Annotated in this window: 19 protein-coding genes and 1 tRNA gene; 19 read left to right on the top strand and 1 reads right to left on the bottom strand. The window is 45.5% G+C overall.

What is annotated here, in order from left to right; translation table 11 throughout:
- The first annotated feature begins 20 nt into the window (after window positions 1–20).
- From cydA to A9237_RS02985, 16 genes are all read left to right on the top strand, one after another.
- Complete coding sequence (gene cydA, locus A9237_RS03060; protein WP_005441697.1) at window positions 21–1607, top strand: cytochrome ubiquinol oxidase subunit I; 1587 nt, start codon at window positions 21–23, stop codon at window positions 1605–1607.
- 17 nt (window positions 1608–1624) lie between these two features.
- Window positions 1625–2761: a cytochrome d ubiquinol oxidase subunit II gene (gene cydB / locus A9237_RS03055; protein ID WP_039986504.1), complete on the top strand. Its 1137-nt coding sequence runs from the start codon at window positions 1625–1627 to the stop codon at window positions 2759–2761.
- 12 nt (window positions 2762–2773) lie between these two features.
- Complete coding sequence (gene cydX, locus A9237_RS03050; RefSeq protein WP_000270284.1) at window positions 2774–2881, top strand: cytochrome bd-I oxidase subunit CydX; 108 nt, start codon at window positions 2774–2776, stop codon at window positions 2879–2881.
- Window positions 2874–3176, top strand: a complete 303-nt coding sequence (ybgE, locus tag A9237_RS03045) for a cyd operon protein YbgE (protein WP_017188312.1) — start codon at window positions 2874–2876, stop codon at window positions 3174–3176. Before cydX ends, ybgE begins: the two co-directional genes overlap by 8 nt.
- Before the next feature lie 171 nt (window positions 3177–3347).
- A complete protein-coding gene (gene ybgC / locus A9237_RS03040; RefSeq protein ID WP_078607650.1) occupies window positions 3348–3767 on the top strand; it encodes a tol-pal system-associated acyl-CoA thioesterase in 420 nt (139 codons plus the stop codon).
- Entirely contained in the window at window positions 3757–4455 is a 699-nt protein-coding gene (tolQ, locus tag A9237_RS03035) for a protein TolQ (RefSeq protein ID WP_005426224.1), read from the top strand. The genes ybgC and tolQ overlap by 11 nt, the downstream gene beginning before the upstream one ends.
- A 3-nt stretch (window positions 4456–4458) precedes the next feature.
- Window positions 4459–4902 carry a protein TolR gene (tolR, locus tag A9237_RS03030; RefSeq protein WP_005441707.1) on the top strand — a complete coding sequence of 148 codons (444 nt, stop codon included), beginning with the start codon at window positions 4459–4461 and terminating at the stop codon, window positions 4900–4902.
- A gap of 13 nt (window positions 4903–4915) precedes the next feature.
- Window positions 4916–5941 (top strand): cell envelope integrity protein TolA, encoded by a 1026-nt coding sequence (tolA, locus tag A9237_RS03025; protein WP_038896330.1) that lies wholly within the window; start codon window positions 4916–4918, stop codon window positions 5939–5941.
- 13 nt (window positions 5942–5954) lie between these two features.
- A complete protein-coding gene (tolB, locus tag A9237_RS03020) occupies window positions 5955–7307 on the top strand; it encodes a Tol-Pal system beta propeller repeat protein TolB (RefSeq protein WP_005441711.1) in 1353 nt (450 codons plus the stop codon).
- Between the two features lie 31 nt (window positions 7308–7338).
- Window positions 7339–7860 carry a peptidoglycan-associated lipoprotein Pal gene (gene pal, locus A9237_RS03015; protein WP_005441714.1) on the top strand — a complete coding sequence of 174 codons (522 nt, stop codon included), beginning with the start codon at window positions 7339–7341 and terminating at the stop codon, window positions 7858–7860.
- A 15-nt stretch (window positions 7861–7875) separates the two neighbouring features.
- A complete protein-coding gene (gene ybgF / locus A9237_RS03010; RefSeq protein ID WP_020195628.1) occupies window positions 7876–8631 on the top strand; it encodes a tol-pal system protein YbgF in 756 nt (251 codons plus the stop codon).
- A gap of 243 nt (window positions 8632–8874) precedes the next feature.
- On the top strand, window positions 8875–9936 hold the full coding sequence (nadA, locus tag A9237_RS03005) for a quinolinate synthase NadA (RefSeq protein WP_005441719.1): 1062 nt from the start codon (window positions 8875–8877) through the stop codon (window positions 9934–9936).
- A gap of 131 nt (window positions 9937–10067) precedes the next feature.
- Window positions 10068–11111 (top strand): potassium channel family protein, encoded by a 1044-nt coding sequence (locus tag A9237_RS03000; RefSeq protein WP_039841586.1) that lies wholly within the window; start codon window positions 10068–10070, stop codon window positions 11109–11111.
- Window positions 11111–11527 carry a DUF350 domain-containing protein gene (locus tag A9237_RS02995; protein ID WP_078607649.1) on the top strand — a complete coding sequence of 139 codons (417 nt, stop codon included), beginning with the start codon at window positions 11111–11113 and terminating at the stop codon, window positions 11525–11527. Before A9237_RS03000 ends, A9237_RS02995 begins: the two co-directional genes overlap by 1 nt.
- An 8-nt stretch (window positions 11528–11535) precedes the next feature.
- On the top strand, window positions 11536–12105 hold the full coding sequence (locus A9237_RS02990) for a DUF1190 domain-containing protein (protein ID WP_009707073.1): 570 nt from the start codon (window positions 11536–11538) through the stop codon (window positions 12103–12105).
- A gap of 5 nt (window positions 12106–12110) precedes the next feature.
- Complete coding sequence (locus A9237_RS02985) at window positions 12111–13277, top strand: glutathionylspermidine synthase family protein (RefSeq protein ID WP_078607648.1); 1167 nt, start codon at window positions 12111–12113, stop codon at window positions 13275–13277.
- A gap of 67 nt (window positions 13278–13344) precedes the next feature.
- On the opposite strand, the gene A9237_RS02980 is transcribed toward A9237_RS02985, so the two are convergent.
- A complete protein-coding gene (locus A9237_RS02980; protein WP_122045003.1) occupies window positions 13345–13956 on the bottom strand; it encodes a YecA/YgfB family protein in 612 nt (203 codons plus the stop codon).
- A 53-nt stretch (window positions 13957–14009) separates the two neighbouring features.
- Here A9237_RS02980 and A9237_RS02975 point away from each other — a divergent pair, with 53 nt between their 5' ends.
- The 3 genes from A9237_RS02975 to A9237_RS02965 all read left to right on the top strand — a co-directional run bounded on the left by A9237_RS02975 (window position 14010) and on the right by A9237_RS02965 (window position 17549).
- Window positions 14010–16430: a hybrid sensor histidine kinase/response regulator gene (locus A9237_RS02975; protein ID WP_078607647.1), complete on the top strand. Its 2421-nt coding sequence runs from the start codon at window positions 14010–14012 to the stop codon at window positions 16428–16430.
- A gap of 437 nt (window positions 16431–16867) precedes the next feature.
- Window positions 16868–17317, top strand: a complete 450-nt coding sequence (locus A9237_RS02970) for an L-alanine exporter AlaE (RefSeq protein ID WP_005441741.1) — start codon at window positions 16868–16870, stop codon at window positions 17315–17317.
- Window positions 17318–17461: 144 nt separating this feature from the next.
- Window positions 17462–17549: transfer RNA gene (locus tag A9237_RS02965), tRNA-Ser, on the top strand.
- The last annotated feature ends 516 nt before the right edge of the window (window positions 17550–18065 follow it).

The following is an 18065-nucleotide window of genomic DNA, read 5'->3' as shown; positions in this document are numbered from 1 at the left end:
GCCGACACATAGGAGTTACCATGATTGACGTAGTTGATCTGTCGCGGTTGCAGTTTGCACTGACAGCGATGTATCACTTCCTATTCGTACCATTGACCCTTGGTATGGCCTTCCTTTTGGCCATTATGGAATCGATGTACGTAATGACGAACAAGCAAATCTACAAGGACATGACCAAGTTCTGGGGTAAGCTGTTCGGTATTAACTTTGCACTTGGTGTGGCTACCGGCCTTACCATGGAGTTCCAGTTTGGTACGAACTGGTCTTACTACTCCCACTATGTAGGTGACATCTTCGGTGCACCACTGGCGATCGAAGCACTGGTTGCTTTCTTCCTGGAGTCAACTTTTGTTGGTCTATTCTTCTTCGGGTGGGATCGTCTATCAAAACGTCAACACTTAGCGGTAACCTGGTTGGTTGCTCTGGGGTCTAACTTCTCTGCACTTTGGATTCTTATCGCGAACGGCTGGATGCAAAACCCAGTTGGCGCTGAATTCAACTTCGAAACCATGCGTATGGAAATGGTGAGCTTCGCAGACGTTGTACTAAACCCTGTAGCGCAAGTTAAATTTGTACACACAGTAGCATCTGGTTACACGTGTGGTGCAATGTTCGTTCTAGGCATCAGTTCTTACTACCTATTGAAAGGTCGTGATGTGGCGTTCGCTCGTCGTTCGTTTGCTATCGCAGCTTCTTTCGGTATGGCAGCAATCCTGTCTACAATCGTGCTAGGTGATGAATCTGGTTACGAGCTTGGTGAAGTTCAAAAAGTGAAGCTAGCAGCGGTAGAAGCTGAATGGCACACAGAACCAGCACCAGCGGCGTTCACACTGTTCGGTTTACCAAACCAAGAAACAATGAACACCGATTACGCAATCAAGATCCCTTACGTTATGGGTATCATCGCGACACGTTCATTTGACGAGCAAGTAACAGGTCTACACGATCTACGTGAAGAGCACGTTGACCGTATCCGTACTGGTATGTACGCGTACGAATTGCTTGAAAAACTGCGTGCAGGCGACAAGTCTGAAGCAAACATGACTGCGTTTGATGAAGTGAAAGGTGACCTAGGTTACGGCCTACTTCTAAAACGTTACACAGACAACGTTGTTGATGCGACTGAAGACCAAATCCAAGCTGCTGCGGATGACTCAATCCCAACAGTATGGCCGCTATTCTGGTCGTTCCGTATCATGGTTGCGTGTGGCTTCATCATGCTATTCGTATTTGGTGCGTCATTCATCCAAACATGTCGTCAGAAGATCGAACAGAAACCTTGGATTCTTAAAGCTGCACTATTCAGCATTCCACTTCCATGGATTGCGATCGAAGCAGGTTGGTTCGTTGCTGAATACGGTCGTCAACCGTGGGCTGTAGGTGAAATCCTACCGGTACACGTTGCTGCATCAGCACTAACAGCAGGTGAAATCTGGACTTCACTATTTGCAATCCTAGCGCTATACACTGCATTCCTAATTGCAGAAGTATACCTAATGGTGAAATTCGCTCGTAAAGGTCCAAGCAGCCTGAAAACTGGTCGCTACCACTTCGAGCAAAACGCTGACTCTGTTGAAGACAAAGTTAGTCGCCAAGTAGAAGCGTAAGACAAGGAGACAACAAGATGTTTGATTACGAAATCTTGCGATTCATCTGGTGGGTACTGATCGGTGTTCTACTAGTTGGTTTTGCAATTACAGACGGTTTCGATATGGGTGTGGGCGCGCTTGTACCTATTATCGGTAAAAACGACACGCAACGTCGTGTGATGATTAACTCGATCGCACCTCACTGGGATGGTAACCAAGTATGGCTTATCACTGCTGGTGGTGCATTGTTCGCAGCATGGCCTTTGGTTTACGCGACATCGTTCTCTGGTTTCTACCTAGCGATGATCCTAACCCTAGCGGCACTTTGGCTACGTCCAATCGGTCTTGATTACCGTTCAAAGATTGAAGATAAAAAATGGCGTAACACTTGGGATATCTGTATCTCAATCAGTGGCTTCGTTCCACCAATCATCTTTGGTGTAGCGTTTGGTAACCTTCTACAAGGTGTTCCATTCCAATTGAACGAATTCCTAATGCCAACGTACCACGGTTCATTCTTTGGTCTACTAAACCCATTTGCTCTGCTATGTGGTCTAGTAAGCTTGTTCATGATCCTGATGCAAGGTGCAACATGGCTTCAAATGAAGACAACTGGCGAAGTACATACTCGTGCTCGTAACGTAGCTCAGCTTACTGGTCTACTAACAGTGGTTGCATTTGTGCTTGCTGGTTTCTGGATCCAAAGCATCGAAGGTTACGTTATCGTAGGTGGTATCGACACTGCAGCGGCTTCTAACCCTCTAAACAAAGAGGTTATCCGTGAAGCTGGTGCGTGGATGAACAACTTCGAAGCTTACCCACTACTATGGGCTGCACCTGTACTGGGTGTTGCTATGCCGCTTCTAGCTGTATTGGCATCTCGTCTTGAGAAGTGTGGTATCGCGTTCCTAACGTCAAGCCTAGGTAATGCTGGTGTTATCTTTACTGCTGGTATTGCAATGTTCCCATTCGTAATGCCTTCAGACCTAATGCCAAGCCAAAGTCTGACAATGTGGGATGCAACTTCATCTGAGCTGACTCTGAACCTAATGACAGGCGTAGCGTTTGTTATGGTTCCCATCATCCTTGCTTACACGTCTTGGACTTACTACAAGATGTTTGGCCGCTTGGATGACCAGTTCATCGAAGAAAACAAAAACTCACTATACTAAGGAGCTATTACTATGTGGTATTTCGCATGGATTCTAGGTGTACTACTTGCTTGTGCATTCGGTATCATCAACGCTCTTTGGTTAGAGCACTCAGAAATGATGGATAAAGACAGTGAGTAATCTCGCTGACAAGGTAGCGAAACTTCACGCACCAATGGACAAGACTCTACTAAGAGTCTTGGCCTTAATCCTTGGCTTTATGCATGTAGGGTTGGTGATGTGGGATCCGAACGCATACCATCGAGAAATTGGTGGCTTTAATGCGTTTATCGCACCAGCGCTGATTTGGGCAGTGTGCTCAAGCATGGTATATGGTGTGGGCTTCAAGCCAAGAAATTGGTACTGGCAGGTGTTGTTCAGTCCTTATTTCTCGCTCGCTATCTTAATTTATCTAACTGCACTGTATTTCATGTAAGCGTTACACTCTGAAATAAAGTCGGTTACTAAATCATCGAATAAAAGCCAGACGTCTTGTCTGGCTTTTATTTTTTCTACAAATTTCAAAAATATTCCCTTACCTCAGTACCAATTACTGCCGCTTCAGTTATAGTAATTGCTTTAAAGAATTGAATATATTGGTACTCCCTTGCAAGGCACATCAAATCCCTTTCGCTGGCCGATCACTGTGTATTACGAAGACACAGATGCGGGTGGCGTTGTATATCACTCAAATTATTTAAAATTCTTTGAACGCGCGCGCACTGAGATGTTGCGTGCAAAAGGCGTTTCTCAACACGTGTTACTGGAACAAAACATTGGCTTTGTTGTCCGACACATGGATATCGATTTCAACCAAGGGGCAAGGCTGGACGAGCATTTGACCGTTCTAACCCGAGTGTCAGAAATAAAACGTGCTTCTTTGCAATTCTGTCAAGAGTTAGTCAATGATGAAGGCGGAACATTGTGCAAGGCAATGGTTAAGGTAGCATGTATCGATAATAAGAAAATGAAGCCAATTGCGATTCCATCATTTATCAATTCGGAGCTAACAAATAGTGACTGCTGATATTTCCATTTTAGATCTCTTTCTTCAGGCCAGTCTGTTGGTAAAGCTTGTGATGTTGACACTGCTCGGCATGTCAATCGCATCATGGGCTATGATCATTAAGCGCAGCAAAGTCTTATCTCAAGCATCAAAAGATGCGGAATCATTTGAAGACAAATTCTGGTCGGGTACTGATCTTTCTCAGCTTTACCAGAAAGTGAAAGGTCGTAAAGACGACATCACAGGTACAGAAGAAATCTTCTACGCAGGTTTTACCGAGTTTGCTCGCCTACGTAAGAGCAATGCGAACTCGCCAGCTTACATCATGGAAGGCACTGGCCGTGCAATGCGCGTTGCTGTTGCTCGTGAAGTTGATGAACTGGAAACCAGCTTACCATTCCTTGCAACGGTCGGTTCTATCAGCCCATACATTGGTCTGTTTGGTACGGTTTGGGGCATCATGCATGCGTTCATCGCTTTAGGTGAAGTAAAGCAAGCAACGCTTTCAATGGTAGCGCCAGGTATCGCAGAAGCCCTGATTGCAACTGCAATGGGTCTATTTGCTGCAATTCCTGCAGTAATGGCATACAACCGTCTTAGCAACAAAGTAAGTAAGCTAGAGCACACTTACGCGACTTTCTCTGAAGAATTCCACAGCATCCTGCACCGTCAAGCGATGGCGGGTCGAGACAGCGCAAGTAAGGAATAGAGCATGGCGGGTTACCAACCTAAAAAGCGTAAAATGACTGCAGAGATCAACGTCGTACCATACATCGACGTGATGCTCGTTCTGCTGATCATTTTTATGGCGACCGCTCCATTTGTCACTCAAGGTGTGGATGTGGATCTTCCGCAGACATCAACGGCTGAATCTATGCAAGACTTGGCTGGTGATACAGACAGCAGCTTCATCATCATTGAAATCGATCGTGACGGCAATTTAGGCTTAAGCGTGAATGATGAAGAGGTTCAACGCGGTCTATCACTACAAGACGTGATTGTGCGCGTGAAAGCCGAGCGTGAGATTAAACCTGATTCACCTGTTGCGGTAGGTGGTGATGCAGCAACGCCATACGCCGACGTTGTACTTTTGCTTGACGAGTTAAGTCGTGCAGGCATCCCAAAAGTGGGTCTGATGACCGATATCAGGGAATAGACATCGAACATCTATGAAAGATAACAAGAAAAAATCCAAAGAATACACCAAGCCGATAGCAATATCGGTTGGTTTGCACGCGCTATTAGTCGTGGCTCTACTTTGGGGGACGGACTTCACTATGTCGAAACCAGAGCCGACAGGCCAGATGGTTCAGGCTGTGGTGATTGATCCAAAACTTGTTCAGAAACAAGCGAACGAGATTCGTCAGCAACGCGAAAAAGCCGCGAAGAAAGAGCAAGATCGTCTAGATAAATTGAGACGTGAAGCTGAGCAGCTTGAGAAAAACCGCAAAGCTGAAGAAGAACAGATTCGTAAGCTAAAAGAGCAGCAGGCAAAAGACGCCAAAGCCGCTCGTGAAGCCGAAGCTGCTCGCAAGAAGAAAGAACAAGAACGCAAAGTTGAGGAAGAGCGTGTTCGCAAAGAGAAAGAGCGAGCAGCGAAAGCTGAACAAGAGCGTAAAGCCAAAGAAGAAGCGGCCGCAAAAGCGGAACAAGAACGCGTAGCGCGAGAGAAAGCAGCGAAAGAAGCTGAAGAAAAAGCGAAACGTGAACGTGAAGCAGCTGCGAAAGCGGAGCAAGAACGCATCGCGAAAGAAAAGGCAGCGAAAGAGGCCGCAGAAAAGGCACGCCAAGAGAAAGAGCGTCTTGAGCGATTAGAGCGTGAGCGTAAAGAGCAAGAAGCTGCACTGGATGATATTTTTGCAGGCCTTGAAAGTGAGGCAAGCCAAAACAGTGCGGCTCGTAACCAATTCATTGACGATGAACTTTCTCGTATGTCATCCATCTATACTCAGAACATTCAGCAAAGGCTGATTAAGGATGATTACTTGCTGGGAAAGGAGTGTAGGGTAAACATCAAACTGATCCCAACAGGGACAGACATGATGGTTGCTGGCGTGACCATATTAGACGGAGACGCCCGAGTATGTGCTGCTGCGAAGAGTGCGATTGCGCAGGTAGGGACTTTCCCTAAATCGTCAGAAGAAGCGGTAAACGAAAAATTGAAAGACATCAACTTAACTGTTGCTTTGGACTAAAAGGAACTGAGACGTGATTAAACGCCTTTTACTAGGAATGTTTGTACTGCTTGGCAGTCTGACAAGTGTGGCTCACGCTGCATTAGAGCTAGTCATTACCGATGGTATTGACTCAGCACGACCAATTGCTGTTGTTCCATTTAAATGGGAAGGCAGTGAACCTCTTCCAACTGACATCTCTGCTGTGATTGCTTCAGACTTGCAACGCAGTGGTAAGTTCAGCCCGGTACCGACCAGCAAGATGCCACAAACACCATTCAACGAATCAGAGGTTAACTTTGATGCGTGGACAGGCCTTGGGGTTGATGCGCTGCTTACTGGTTCAATCAAAAAGAACGAACAGGGCAACTATGTTGTGAACTACCAATTGGTTGACGTTGTTCGTGGTCAATTGACTGGCGGCAATAGCAAAGCACTTGGTGGCGACGGCGAGCTGGTACTTTCTAAAGATCATGTTCTGTTCAACAAAGTGGCTACGGTTGAAGGCCCACGCATGCGTGAGTACGCGCACCGTATCTCTGACCTTGTCTACGAGCAATTAACGGGTGAGCGTGGTGCGTTTATGACACGTATCGCTTACGTGGTGGTGAACGATAAAGATAACTTCCCTTACCAACTTCGCGTTGCGGATTATGATGGCTACAACGAGCGCCTAGTGCTTCAGTCTAAGCAACCGCTTATGTCTCCGGCATGGTCTCCAGATGGTCAGAAACTGGCTTACGTAAGTTTCCAGAATGGTCAGGCTGAGATCTTCATCATGAACATCTACACCGGTGAACGCGAGAAGGTAACGTCATACCCTCGTCACAATGGTGCGCCAAGATTCTCGCCGGACGGCAGCCAGTTAGCCCTTGTGCTTTCTAAGACTGGTTCGCTTCAGGTTTACACTTTGGATCTAAAAACACGCAAATTGACACAAATTACGCGTGGCAGATCAAATAATACAGAACCATACTGGCACCCTGATGGCAAATCGCTGATTTTCACATCTGACAGGGGTGGTAAACCTCAGATTTATAAAGTAGATTTGGGCAGCGGTTCGACTAATCGCTTGACTTGGCAAGGCAGTCAAAACTTGGGTGGTCAAATCACTCCTGACGGCCGATTCCTAGTCATGGTGAATCGCAGTGATTCGGGTTTCAACTTGGCCAAACAAGATTTGGAAACAGGTGCTCTTCAGGTGCTAACAAAAACGTTGCTTGATGAGTCTCCGAGCATTGCCCCAAATGGTGGCATGGTTATCTATAGCTCGATTTACAACAAGAAAAACGTACTATCGATGGTGTCAATTGATGGTCGATTTAAAGCTAGATTACCGGCAACTAATGGGCGTGTAAGAGCTCCCGCGTGGTCACCGTTTTTGTAGTAAGAAAAATTGATTAATAAAGGAAAATAAGATGCAACTGAACAAGGTTCTAAAAGGGCTACTAATCGCGATTCCTGTGATGGCTATGACAGCATGTAGCTCAAGCGATGACGCTGCTTCTAACACGGGTGCTGAGACAAACACTGGTGCTGCAGAAACAACAGTCGTTACTCCGATCGATCCAAACAGCCAGCTAACAGAGCAAGAGCTAAAAGAGCAAGCGCTACGTGAAACTCAAACAATCTACTTCGCATTTGATAACTCAACAATTGCTGGTGATTACGAAGAGATGCTAGCAGCTCACGCTTCTTACCTAAGCAAGAACCCTGCTCTTAAAGTAACGATCGAAGGTCACGCAGATGAGCGCGGTACTCCTGAGTACAACATCGCTCTGGGTGAGCGTCGTGCAGAAGCAGTATCAAACTACCTACAAGCACTAGGTGTTCAAGCTGATCAAATCTCTATCGTTAGCTACGGTGAAGAGAAGCCGCTTCTTCTAGGTCAATCTGAAGATGTTTACGCTAAGAACCGTCGTGCGGTTCTAGTATACTAATTCGAGGTAAACCTCATGTTCAGTAACACTAAGCGCGCTGTTACGCTTACGTTACTGGCAAGTGCAGCGAACTTCGCGTTCGCTGCACCAGCTCCAGTATCAGATCTCAACAGCACATCATCAGTATCTACTCGATCTTCTTCCGAAAGCGACATCGAGCGTTTAGAGCGCTTGTTGCAAAACCGCAACCGCGTTCAGCTTCAAATGCAAGAGCAAGTTGACCAAATGGCACAAGAGATCAGTGATCTACGTGGTCAATTAGAGCGCAACAACTACGAGATGCAGCAAATGCTTAAGCGTCAACGCGAGTTGTTTGTGGAGCTTGATCGAGTGCGTGGCGAAATGAAAGCTGCACCTGTTAAAGAAACCAAACCAGCGGAAACTGGCGGTAAGTACACATCGAATGCCGATGAACAAACCGCTTACCAAGACGCGGTGGATTTAATCCTTAAAAAACGCGACTACACTGGTGCGATTGCTGCGTTCCAACAGTTCCAAAAGGACTATCCTGATTCAACATATTCAGCGAACTCACATTACTGGCTAGGTCAGTTGTACTTCGCGAAGAAACAGGACAAAGATGCCGTGAAGAGCTTTGCTGCCGTGGTTTCTTACAAAGATTCCAACAAGCGTGCAGATGCGTTGGTTAAATTAGGTGATATCGCTGAGCGTAACAACAACGACGCACAAGCGAAGAAATACTATCAGCAAGTGGTAGACGAGTACCCAGGCAGCGCCTCGGCGAAAGTTGCAAGCTCTAAGCTGAAGTAACGACGCCTAAGCAATATTAAGATGATTAAAAAGGGAGCCTCGGTTCCCTTTTTCTTTGCATTGGCTTTACGACTTTAAAAGAAGAATGATTCATGCAACGAATGTTCATGAGTAACAATTAGAATTGTTACTTACAACAAAGATATACGGCTAGACTGCTATAAATTCCGGTTACGGGTTGGTTTTTGAAAATCAACAAGGTTACAATACTCGGATTAAAGGAAGTTGCGTAGAGCAAGAGCAATGAGCCACATATTAGATAAAATCGACACAGTTTACCCATTCCCACCAAAACCAATCCCATTAAGCCAAGAAGAAAAAGCCGATTACATCGAGCGAATCAAAAAGCTGCTTAAAGAAAAAGACGCGGTACTTATCGCCCACTACTATACCGATCCTGAGATCCAAGCTTTGGCTGAAGAGACCGGCGGTTTTGTTGGTGATTCGCTAGAAATGGCAAAGTTTGGTAACCGTCATCCAGCAAGTACGCTGATCATTGGTGGTGTTCGCTTTATGGGTGAGTCTGCGAAGATCCTGACACCAGAAAAGCGCATTCTAATGCCAACGCTAGAAGCAGAATGTTCACTTGATCTTGGTTGTCCTGCGGATAAGTTCAGCGAGTTCTGTGATGCGCACCCAGACCACACGGTTGTGGTTTACGCAAACACATCTGCAGCGGTAAAAGCACGCGCTGATTGGGTGGTGACTTCTAGCATCGCTCTAGAGATTGTTGAACACCTGGACGCAGAAGATAAGCCAATCATCTGGGGCCCTGACCGTCACTTAGGTTCTTACATTGCAAACAAAACTGGCGCTGACATGTTGCTATGGCAAGGTGAATGTGTTGTTCACGATGAGTTCTCTGCAGATGCGCTACGCAAGATGAAGAGTGTTTACCCAGACGCGGCAATCCTAGTGCACCCAGAGTCTCCAGCGAGTGTGGTTGAACTAGCCGATGCGGTTGGTTCTACAAGTCAGCTAATCAAGGCTGCGAAAGAGCTTCCTCATCAACAAATGATCGTTGCGACTGACAAAGGCATCTTCTTCAAGATGCAGCAGCTAGTGCCAGAGAAAGAATTGATTGAAGCACCAACGGCAGGCGCGGGCGCGACATGTCGCAGTTGTGCACACTGTCCTTGGATGGCGATGAACGGTCTTAAAGCGATTGAAAAAGCATTGAATGAAGGTGGCGCAGAGCACGAAATCTTCGTTGATGAAGCGCTACGTGTGAAATCACTTATCCCGCTGAACCGCATGTTAGATTTTGCTGAGCAGTTGAACATGCAAGTGAAAGGTAACGCTTAATCTTTCCGTTATTTAGACTGCGGTTTGTTAAGACAAATCTCAAAAACCAGCCGAATATGGCTGGTTTTTTTGTTTCTTACAATCAATAGGTTAGTATTTAGTTATAGCAATCAGAAAGGAATCGGACACTTATGGCTGTATGGCTAGTACTGAAAAAGTGGTTTAGTGCTCACCTTTTCAAACTGAGCAACCGAAACCTACTCGTCATTAGTGGCGCATACATTGCCATCTCATGGTCGTTGCTGACTCTCGCCGGAGAGCATGCTCTGACCGATAACTTCTCAAACTTCATTTACTACCTCATGGTGACCGCTTCAACGGTTGGTTATGGCGACTTATCACCCTCAAGTGATATGGGTAAGTGGGTTGTGGTGTTGTTTATTATCCCGGGTGGTTTGAGCTTATTTGCTGCCATTTTGGGACGAGTGGCGGGCGGTGCTATTGATTATTGGCGAGCAGGCATACTAGGGAAACGGAGAGTAAGAGTGGAAAACCATATCGTATTACTGGGTTGGAATGGCGCACGTACCATGCATCTGATCCGTATGTTGCAACATGAAGAACACGGCAAACGTCCAATCGTTTTGTGTAGTCGTTCAGACATTGAAAACCCACTACCGGGTGAGATTGGTTTTATCAAGGTGAACAGTTACACCGATGCGCAAGAGATGAAGAACGCCAATATCATTGGAGCCAACTGTATCATTGTTGATAATCTCACCGATGATATTACCCTCTCAGCCGCCTTGTATTGTGCCTCTGTGAATCCTGATGCACACTTGCTTGCCTATTTTAAAGATGATGCTTTGGGTCGCTTACTCAGTCAGCACTGTCCGAAAGCGGAGTGTATTCCTGCAGTCGGTGCCGAGATGCTTGCTAAAGCGGCAGTGGATCCGGGTTCCAGTGCATTGCACCAAGAGTTACTCGCTTCAACACGCGGTATGACTCAGTACTCTGTGATTTACCCTGACGATCAACCAACCACGAATGTTGAAACGATCTTTGGTTTTATTAAGAAGCATCATCAGGCGACGTTGATCGCCTTCGATCTTGGCAGTGGTATTGAGCTAAACCCAGAACTCAGCGCTCAAGTGCCGCCAAACACCAAACTGTTTTATATCGCCGACGAGCGAATTGATGATTTCGCTTGGACAGACATGAACAAGGACAAATAATGCATATGATTGTCGACCTGTTGGCAGGTTTCCCTAACTTTCTTCTCTATTTTTCGGTGTCGATTATTTTCGTACTGGCGTTCAAATTCATCTACGTCAAACTGACTCCATACGATGAATGGCATTTGATTAAAGAAGAAAAAAACACTGCCGCTGCCGTTGCATTAAGCGGTGCTTTTCTAGGCTACTGTCTTGCGATTGCAGGTGCTGCGACTAACTCAGTTAACATCGTCGACTTTATGGTGTGGGGCGTTGTAGCCATGCTCGCGCAGATCATCGCATTCGGTATTGTGCGCTTCATTCTTTTGCCAAAAGTCTCAGAGCGTATTGAGAACGATGAAGTACCAGCGGGCATCGTTCTGGCTGCAGTTTCGGTATCTGTCGGCGTGCTGAACGCGGCTTGCATGACGTATTAGGAGGAGCGATGAAACGCAGTTCTAACGTCAAACGTTCTTCAATGGACAAAAGCTTTAAAGTCGGACGAATCATTCCATTCGTCGCTTTTGGCGGTATCTTTTTTCTGGCAACGCATGAGTCGAAAACCGAAGGCTATATCTATGCCGATGCGGATGAATGTAAATCAGACGCGCCAGAGTTCAGTGAACAATGTGAAATCGCTTACCAAGAAGCAATGGCGAGAGCAGAAGAAAACGCACCGCGCTACAACAATGAGTTCGAATGTGAAGACGATTTCTACGAGGACGATTGTTATTACAGCTCACGCCACCGTTCTTACGTACCGTTTGTGGGTGGCTACTTTTTCAGCCGCGCAGTGAGCGGTTTGAGTGGATACAACAAAAGCTACTACTCCGAGCCGATGTATCGCTACAAGTCTAAGTACTACAACGGTGCAGGGCAGTTCTACGGTTCTTATCGCAATCAATCCACCAAAGTTGCGACAAGTAACTTAAACAAGCGAGGCGGCGGTACGATTGGCCGTGCTATGTCCCGAGGTGGATTTGGTAAAGCGGTATCAGTGAGCCGTGGCGGTTAACAGCGATGTTTCGACGAGAAATACAAGAAAGAGAAAACTGGCGTGAATTGGCACGCCAGTTTGGTTTTGGCTTTCATTCAATGTATGACCAACCCTACTGGGATGAGAGCGCTTACTATCAGTTTTCCCTTTCGCAAATAGAGCAAGATATTGAAGCGCCAACCGAGGAGCTTCATCAAATGTGCCTTGAAATCGTGGATCAAGTAGTAAGAAGTGAGCGATTACTGACTCAATGCGCTATTCCTGAAGCCATGTGGTCACAAGTTGCTTCTTCTTGGCAGCGAAGAGAACCTTCTCTCTATTCGAGAATGGATTTTGCGTACAACGGCTCCTCTCCTGCAAAGCTATTAGAAAACAACGCAGATACGCCAACGTCGCTGTTTGAGACTGGCTTTTGGCAGTGGGTGTGGCTAGAAGATATCGTCAACAAAGGCCGCATCCACCAAAGTGCAGATCAGTTTAATATTCTGCAAGATTTCCTTATTGAGCGCTTCGCTGACATTGCCAAACTGCAACCGGGACAAACGCTGCACTTTAGTTGTTGTAAATACACCGAAGAAGACAAAGGCACAGTGCAATATCTAGAAGATTGCGCTCGTGAAGCCGGGTTAGCAACCGCATTTGTTTTTGTTGAAGACATTGGTGTGACAGAAGACGGACAGTTTGTTGATGCTGATGACCGAGCGATTCGCTGGATGTTTAAACTCTATCCTTGGGAATTTATGTTCGAAGAGGAATACAGCAAGTATTTAGCAACATCCAGCGTAAACTGGTTAGAGCCGATGTGGAAGTCAATTCTGTCCAATAAAGCCTTGTTGCCGCTGCTTTGGGAGCGTTTTCCAAATCATCCTAATCTCCTGCCTGCGTATTTTGCCAACGATCCAAAAGCGAGCAGTCTGAAAGACTATGTCATCAAGCCTCTGTTTTCTCGCGAAGGAGCGAACATAGAGATCGTTAAAAATGGACAGCGTTTAGTGAAAACTCCTGGGCCGTACGAATCGAGTCAAAACATCGTTCAGCAATATCATCCGCTACCCAAATTTGGCCAAAGTCATACGCTCATTGGCAGTTGGCTCGTAAATGACAAAGCTGCAGGGATCTCGATTCGAGAAGACAGCAGTTTAGTGACTCAAGATATGGCGCGCTACATTCCTCACGTTATTCTCGATTGATCAAAAAAGCTCTCCGGTGTGGAGAGCTTTTTGATTATATGTCGCCTGTGTTAGCTGAGCAGAGCGTTTACTCTTCTTCTGCTAGCATAACACCGCGTTGAGTCAGGCCGCCAAGCATCATTGGCATCGCATTGAAGATTTCTTCAAACTGCTCAAGACCTTCCATACCTTGTTCTGCAAGTGTTGCGATCGTCGTTTCTGGATCGTAAAGCATAGTGAGAGAGAGCAGAACACCACCTAGTAGAGCACTGTCTTCGCTATCTGCAGGCATTAAGTTTTCCCAATCATCACGAGTAATTTGCCAGCCTTGGAGTACACCTTCACAGAAATCGCGAGTGTTTGCTGACACGATATCTTGATCATCCAACTCACAACCTTCAGGCCATTGCCACTCACCTTCTAGAAGTGCTGGGCGAGTTTGGTTCCACATTTGAACGATTTCATCGATGTACTGTTCTAGTTGCTCACCATCAGAGAAAGGTGCAGTTTCTTCACCGCCCCATAGGAATGGCAGCCACTCTTGAGGATTCAACACATTTGGCGCACACGCCATAGACGTTACAAAGCCTTGAGTTTTCGCTAGGTTTAGTAGTTTTCCATCAAGTTCTGGAAGAGAAAGGATGTCTTGTAGTTTCAAAATAGAATACCATTTGTTAATGGGCTGGTTGGTTGCGCTCATATTACCAATCAATTATTGATAAATCGATATTAGGGAATGATTCGTCTACATCTATGGAAATTCGTTCGTCACTCAGAAAAAAAAGCATTCTCGCCCTAACGCTTTATTTGTGCTTTTTCATCGCGACCATTGGTTCTGTTGTGTACCTTGTGGTCGAGCCTCCAGTGCGTGAAAAACTCGAACGTAATCTGGATCTGCGTACCCAATTGCTTGCCTCACAGATAGAAGGGCCTCTGACGAGTTCAGTTGGACTCTTAAATAGCTTAGTGGGGTTAGGGCAGACACCAACGCCAAGTATTTCACTTCAAGATACCATCCCACAATTACTCGCAGTCAGTGACGACATCATTGTGAGTGGTGGTTTATGGCCAAAACCGATACTTAAAGATGAACGCTGGCAATACACGAGCTTGTTTTTCAATAAGAATGAAAACGGCAGTCTTGACCAAATTCACTCCTACAATAATCCAGAATCCGGTGGTTACGACAATGAGCCTTGGTACCAATCTGTAGTAAACCAGCCAGCAGGATCAGTCAGTTGGTCTGGCGTGTATATCGATACCTTCACTCAGGTACAGATGATCACCGCTTCAGCGCCTTATTATAAAGATGGCGTTTTTGCTGGCGTAGCAACCGTAGACTTATCTTTAGAGGCGTTGTTCCAGTTCATTCGTGAGCATACTAACCAATACTCATTGGGAGTTGTAATTCGTGATGCTGATGACCAAGTTGTTATTGAGCATAACTTCCAACTTACCAAATATATTTACATTAGCCAGTTAGGCTTTGGTGGTTTTGATTGGCGCATGGACGTGGTCAACGCGAAAGTCAAAGTATCTGACCAAGTCTTTAATCAGGTAATGAGTGTCGAGACCGGCATCATCCCATTTTTGCTACTGTGTGTTCTGGTGGGTTACTACCTGTTAAACCGATACATTGTTGAGCCCATCGTACGTATTGCTCAGAAAGTGGATGACTCTAAAACTGGTGGTATCATCGATATTGCTTATGACAGCGAAGACGAGATTGGCCACCTGATCACCAAGTTCAACGAGAAAACCATTTACCTTGAGCGTGAGAGAGTAAAAGCCCAAGCGTCCACCAATGCGAAAACGGCTTTCCTAGCAACTTTGTCTCATGAAATTCGAACACCGATGAATGGCGTGTTGGGAACAGCCCAAATCTTGTTGAAGACCCAATTGACGGATGAACAAAGAAAGCACCTCAACACCTTGTATGACTCAGGCGATCATATGATGACGTTGCTCAATGAGATCCTTGATTATTCGAAGATTGAGCAGGGGCACATTGAGCTGGATAACACACCTTTCCCAATTGAATCGATTCTCGGCAGTATCAACAGTGTTTATCACACCTTATGCGCTGAAAAAGGTCTGCAATTCCGCATTATTTCAAATGTGCCGGAAGGTCGTTGGTACAACAATGACAAAGCACGTTTGCGCCAAGTGTTATTTAACTTGCTCAACAACGCAGTGAAATTCACAGACCGAGGCTTTGTCGAAGTTGAGTTGGCAGAGCATGTACAAAATGACAAAACCAAGCTGACCATCAGTGTGAAAGATACCGGTATCGGCATCAACCCAGACGCGCAGAAGCGTATCTTCAGACCGTTTGAACAAGCGGAGTCTTCCACGACTCGACGTTTTGGCGGCACAGGCTTGGGGCTTGCGATCGTGAAGCAGATTTCTGAACACATGGGTGGAGGCATTACAGTACAAAGCCAAGAGTGCATTGGTACTAAGTTTGTTGTGGAACTAGAACTTAATCCGTGTGAAGCGGGTGTTTTGGAATCAACCAATACACATAAACTCGATTGCCAAGGGTTACGCGCTCTTATCGTAGAAGATAACCGTACCAACACCATTATTATGGAGACCTTCTTACGTTCGAAAGGCTTTGTGTGTGTTTGTGTTGAGAACGGGCAGCAAGCGGTAGAGCAGGTAACGAAGCAAGAGTTCGATTTGGTCTTAATGGATAACCACATGCCAGTGCTCGACGGAGTGGGAGCCATTGCCGTGATCCGCTCTATGGATACGCCAGCAAGTTCTGTGCTGATCTTTGGCTGTACTGCCGATGTATTCAAAGAGACACAAGAGCGCATGCTTGACGTGGGGGCCAACCATATTATTGCTAAGCCTATTGTTGAATCTGAGCTTGATGATGCGTTGTACCGATACGCTTCAATGCTTTATCAGTATCAAGATAAGAAGGGTGCTGAGCAGCCCAAGCCACAAAACGCAGAGGCACTACTGCTGAACTTCTATATGGCGCTAGATGACGACAATTTGGAACAGGCAATGTCAACGCTCTCTCATATTTTTGAGAGTGTACAGCCAACAGTCTCAGACGAGCTAAACAAGGTTATCCAGCGTATCGAGGGTTATTTAAGTAAAGCGCTCGCTCCTGAACAAGAAGATATCGACAAACTGACTATGCTGCTCGCAGATCAATAGTCTATTCATTTCGACAAAGTGGTGCGGGCGTTTGTCTGCACTACTTTTGGCTTCTTTCCATCTTCCTAACTCTACAAACTTTGCGTTTACTCTGAATTTACTCTCCCAAGTAGCATAAGCTGATCTTTTTGAAATTCACTTACCAGATATTCCTCTGGTTTTTTGTGTTTTTGCGTGAGCTAAGTCGTTTATTGGTAAACAAATTACGTTTTTAAACTTCATTTTAGGTCGATTTAAGGCGGTTTTTACTGATTATGGTGAAAGCTGCTACTTTTAACCTTAAAGTTGGTTATTAATTTACAACTGATAATTAAAAACGGAATCATAAACTGAAAATCTTATGTTCTAATAGCGCCATTGACTGCTATGTGGTTTTAAATGCAGTAAATGATTTTATAGATGTCGTTTTTATTGGTATTTGATTTTAGAGGTTGTAAATGAAGTCTCGTGGACCATTTTGTATTCGCAATGCCGCAGCGGATACCTTTGCTATGGTGGTTTTTTGTTTTATCACAGGGATGATTATCGAGATCTTGATTTCGGGTATGACGTTTGAGCAGTCTTTAGCATCACGCACGTTGTCTATCCCGGTAAACATCGCGATTGCATGGCCGTACGGTATGTTCCGTGATTGGGTATTGCGCCAAGGTAACAAACTGTCACCTTCTTCGTTTATGAAGAACGTGTCTGACTTGGTGGCGTACGTATTGTTCCAATCTCCAGTCTACGCGGGCATTTTGTTAGCTGTAGGCGCGTCTACTGACCAAATCATCACGGCAGTAGCGAGTAACGCAGTTGTGTCTTGTGGTATGGGTGTACTTTACGGTTACTTCCTCGATCAGTGCCGCCGCTGGTTTCGCGTTCCTGGTTACTATCAAGAAGCATAATTGCCCCTGTTTTATGCAATTTAGCTAGATAGTGAGCAAACAAACGCAAAAGGGCGCTTTTTTTCGTGTTTAGCCTTGACCATCAGGCACATAATCATTAAATTAGCGCCTCGTTAGCCAATGATGCTAACCACAATTTGATTCGGTGAGTTGTCCGAGTGGCTGAAGGAGCACGCCTGGAAAGTGTGTATACGGCAACGTATCGAGAGTTCGAATCTCTCACTCACCGCCACATTCTAAGAGGTCTGATTTATCAGGCCTTTTTTCGTTTTTAAGGCTTATTGAGATAACGCTAGCCCACACTGGAGCTAACACATGTTATCGAATCAAAGGCTATCTTCTAGAAAATCACTTTACCTTATTACCAGTAGGACGGGTGTTTTTACGTTCCGCTGGAATCTTAGAGTTAATGGTAAACACCACCAGCCAACATTGAGTCTAAAAACGAGAGACTACCTCAAAGCGGTTAAGCTTGCGTCAGAAATAGCAATTCGCATACAGCAAATTACTCTCCCAACCTTAGAAGACATCAAGTCAATCTACAGTGACTTTAAAAAGCATCAAAACGAACATAACAATCTTTAAGTATTTTAGCGGCTTCTTCGAGCACTCGGTACCTCATATTCTTTTTGAGGTAACAAATTACCGAAGCAGGTAAATTGGCACATATCCAGCTTTCCAGTATCAGTAATGGAGTGAATTCACAGAGGTGAGATATACCTGATTAATTTTTGATTGTTCTGACTAT

The sequence above is a fragment of the Vibrio owensii genome (assembly GCF_002021755.1).
In the GTDB taxonomy this organism is placed as follows: Bacteria; Pseudomonadota; Gammaproteobacteria; order Enterobacterales; family Vibrionaceae; genus Vibrio; species Vibrio owensii.
The sequence above is the reverse complement of the archived record's forward strand: the minus strand, read 5'-3'. Positions and strand labels throughout refer to the sequence as shown.

Coding starts and splice junctions, on each gene's coding strand:
- cydA (WP_005441697.1), top strand. CDS start 21: ATGATTGACGTAGTTGATCTGTCGCGGTTGCAGTTTGCACTGACAGCG.
- cydB (WP_039986504.1), top strand. CDS start 1,625: ATGTTTGATTACGAAATCTTGCGATTCATCTGGTGGGTACTGATCGGT.
- cydX (WP_000270284.1), top strand. CDS start 2,774: ATGTGGTATTTCGCATGGATTCTAGGTGTACTACTTGCTTGTGCATTC.
- tolR (WP_005441707.1), top strand. CDS start 4,459: ATGGCGGGTTACCAACCTAAAAAGCGTAAAATGACTGCAGAGATCAAC.
- tolA (WP_038896330.1), top strand. CDS start 4,916: ATGAAAGATAACAAGAAAAAATCCAAAGAATACACCAAGCCGATAGCA.
- pal (WP_005441714.1), top strand. CDS start 7,339: ATGCAACTGAACAAGGTTCTAAAAGGGCTACTAATCGCGATTCCTGTG.
- ybgF (WP_020195628.1), top strand. CDS start 7,876: ATGTTCAGTAACACTAAGCGCGCTGTTACGCTTACGTTACTGGCAAGT.
- nadA (WP_005441719.1), top strand. CDS start 8,875: ATGAGCCACATATTAGATAAAATCGACACAGTTTACCCATTCCCACCA.
- A9237_RS03000 (WP_039841586.1), top strand. CDS start 10,068: ATGGCTGTATGGCTAGTACTGAAAAAGTGGTTTAGTGCTCACCTTTTC.
- A9237_RS02995 (WP_078607649.1), top strand. CDS start 11,111: ATGCATATGATTGTCGACCTGTTGGCAGGTTTCCCTAACTTTCTTCTC.
- A9237_RS02990 (WP_009707073.1), top strand. CDS start 11,536: ATGAAACGCAGTTCTAACGTCAAACGTTCTTCAATGGACAAAAGCTTT.
- A9237_RS02985 (WP_078607648.1), top strand. CDS start 12,111: ATGTTTCGACGAGAAATACAAGAAAGAGAAAACTGGCGTGAATTGGCA.
- A9237_RS02980 (WP_122045003.1), bottom strand. CDS start 13,956: ATGAGCGCAACCAACCAGCCCATTAACAAATGGTATTCTATTTTGAAA.
- A9237_RS02975 (WP_078607647.1), top strand. CDS start 14,010: ATGGAAATTCGTTCGTCACTCAGAAAAAAAAGCATTCTCGCCCTAACG.
- A9237_RS02970 (WP_005441741.1), top strand. CDS start 16,868: ATGAAGTCTCGTGGACCATTTTGTATTCGCAATGCCGCAGCGGATACC.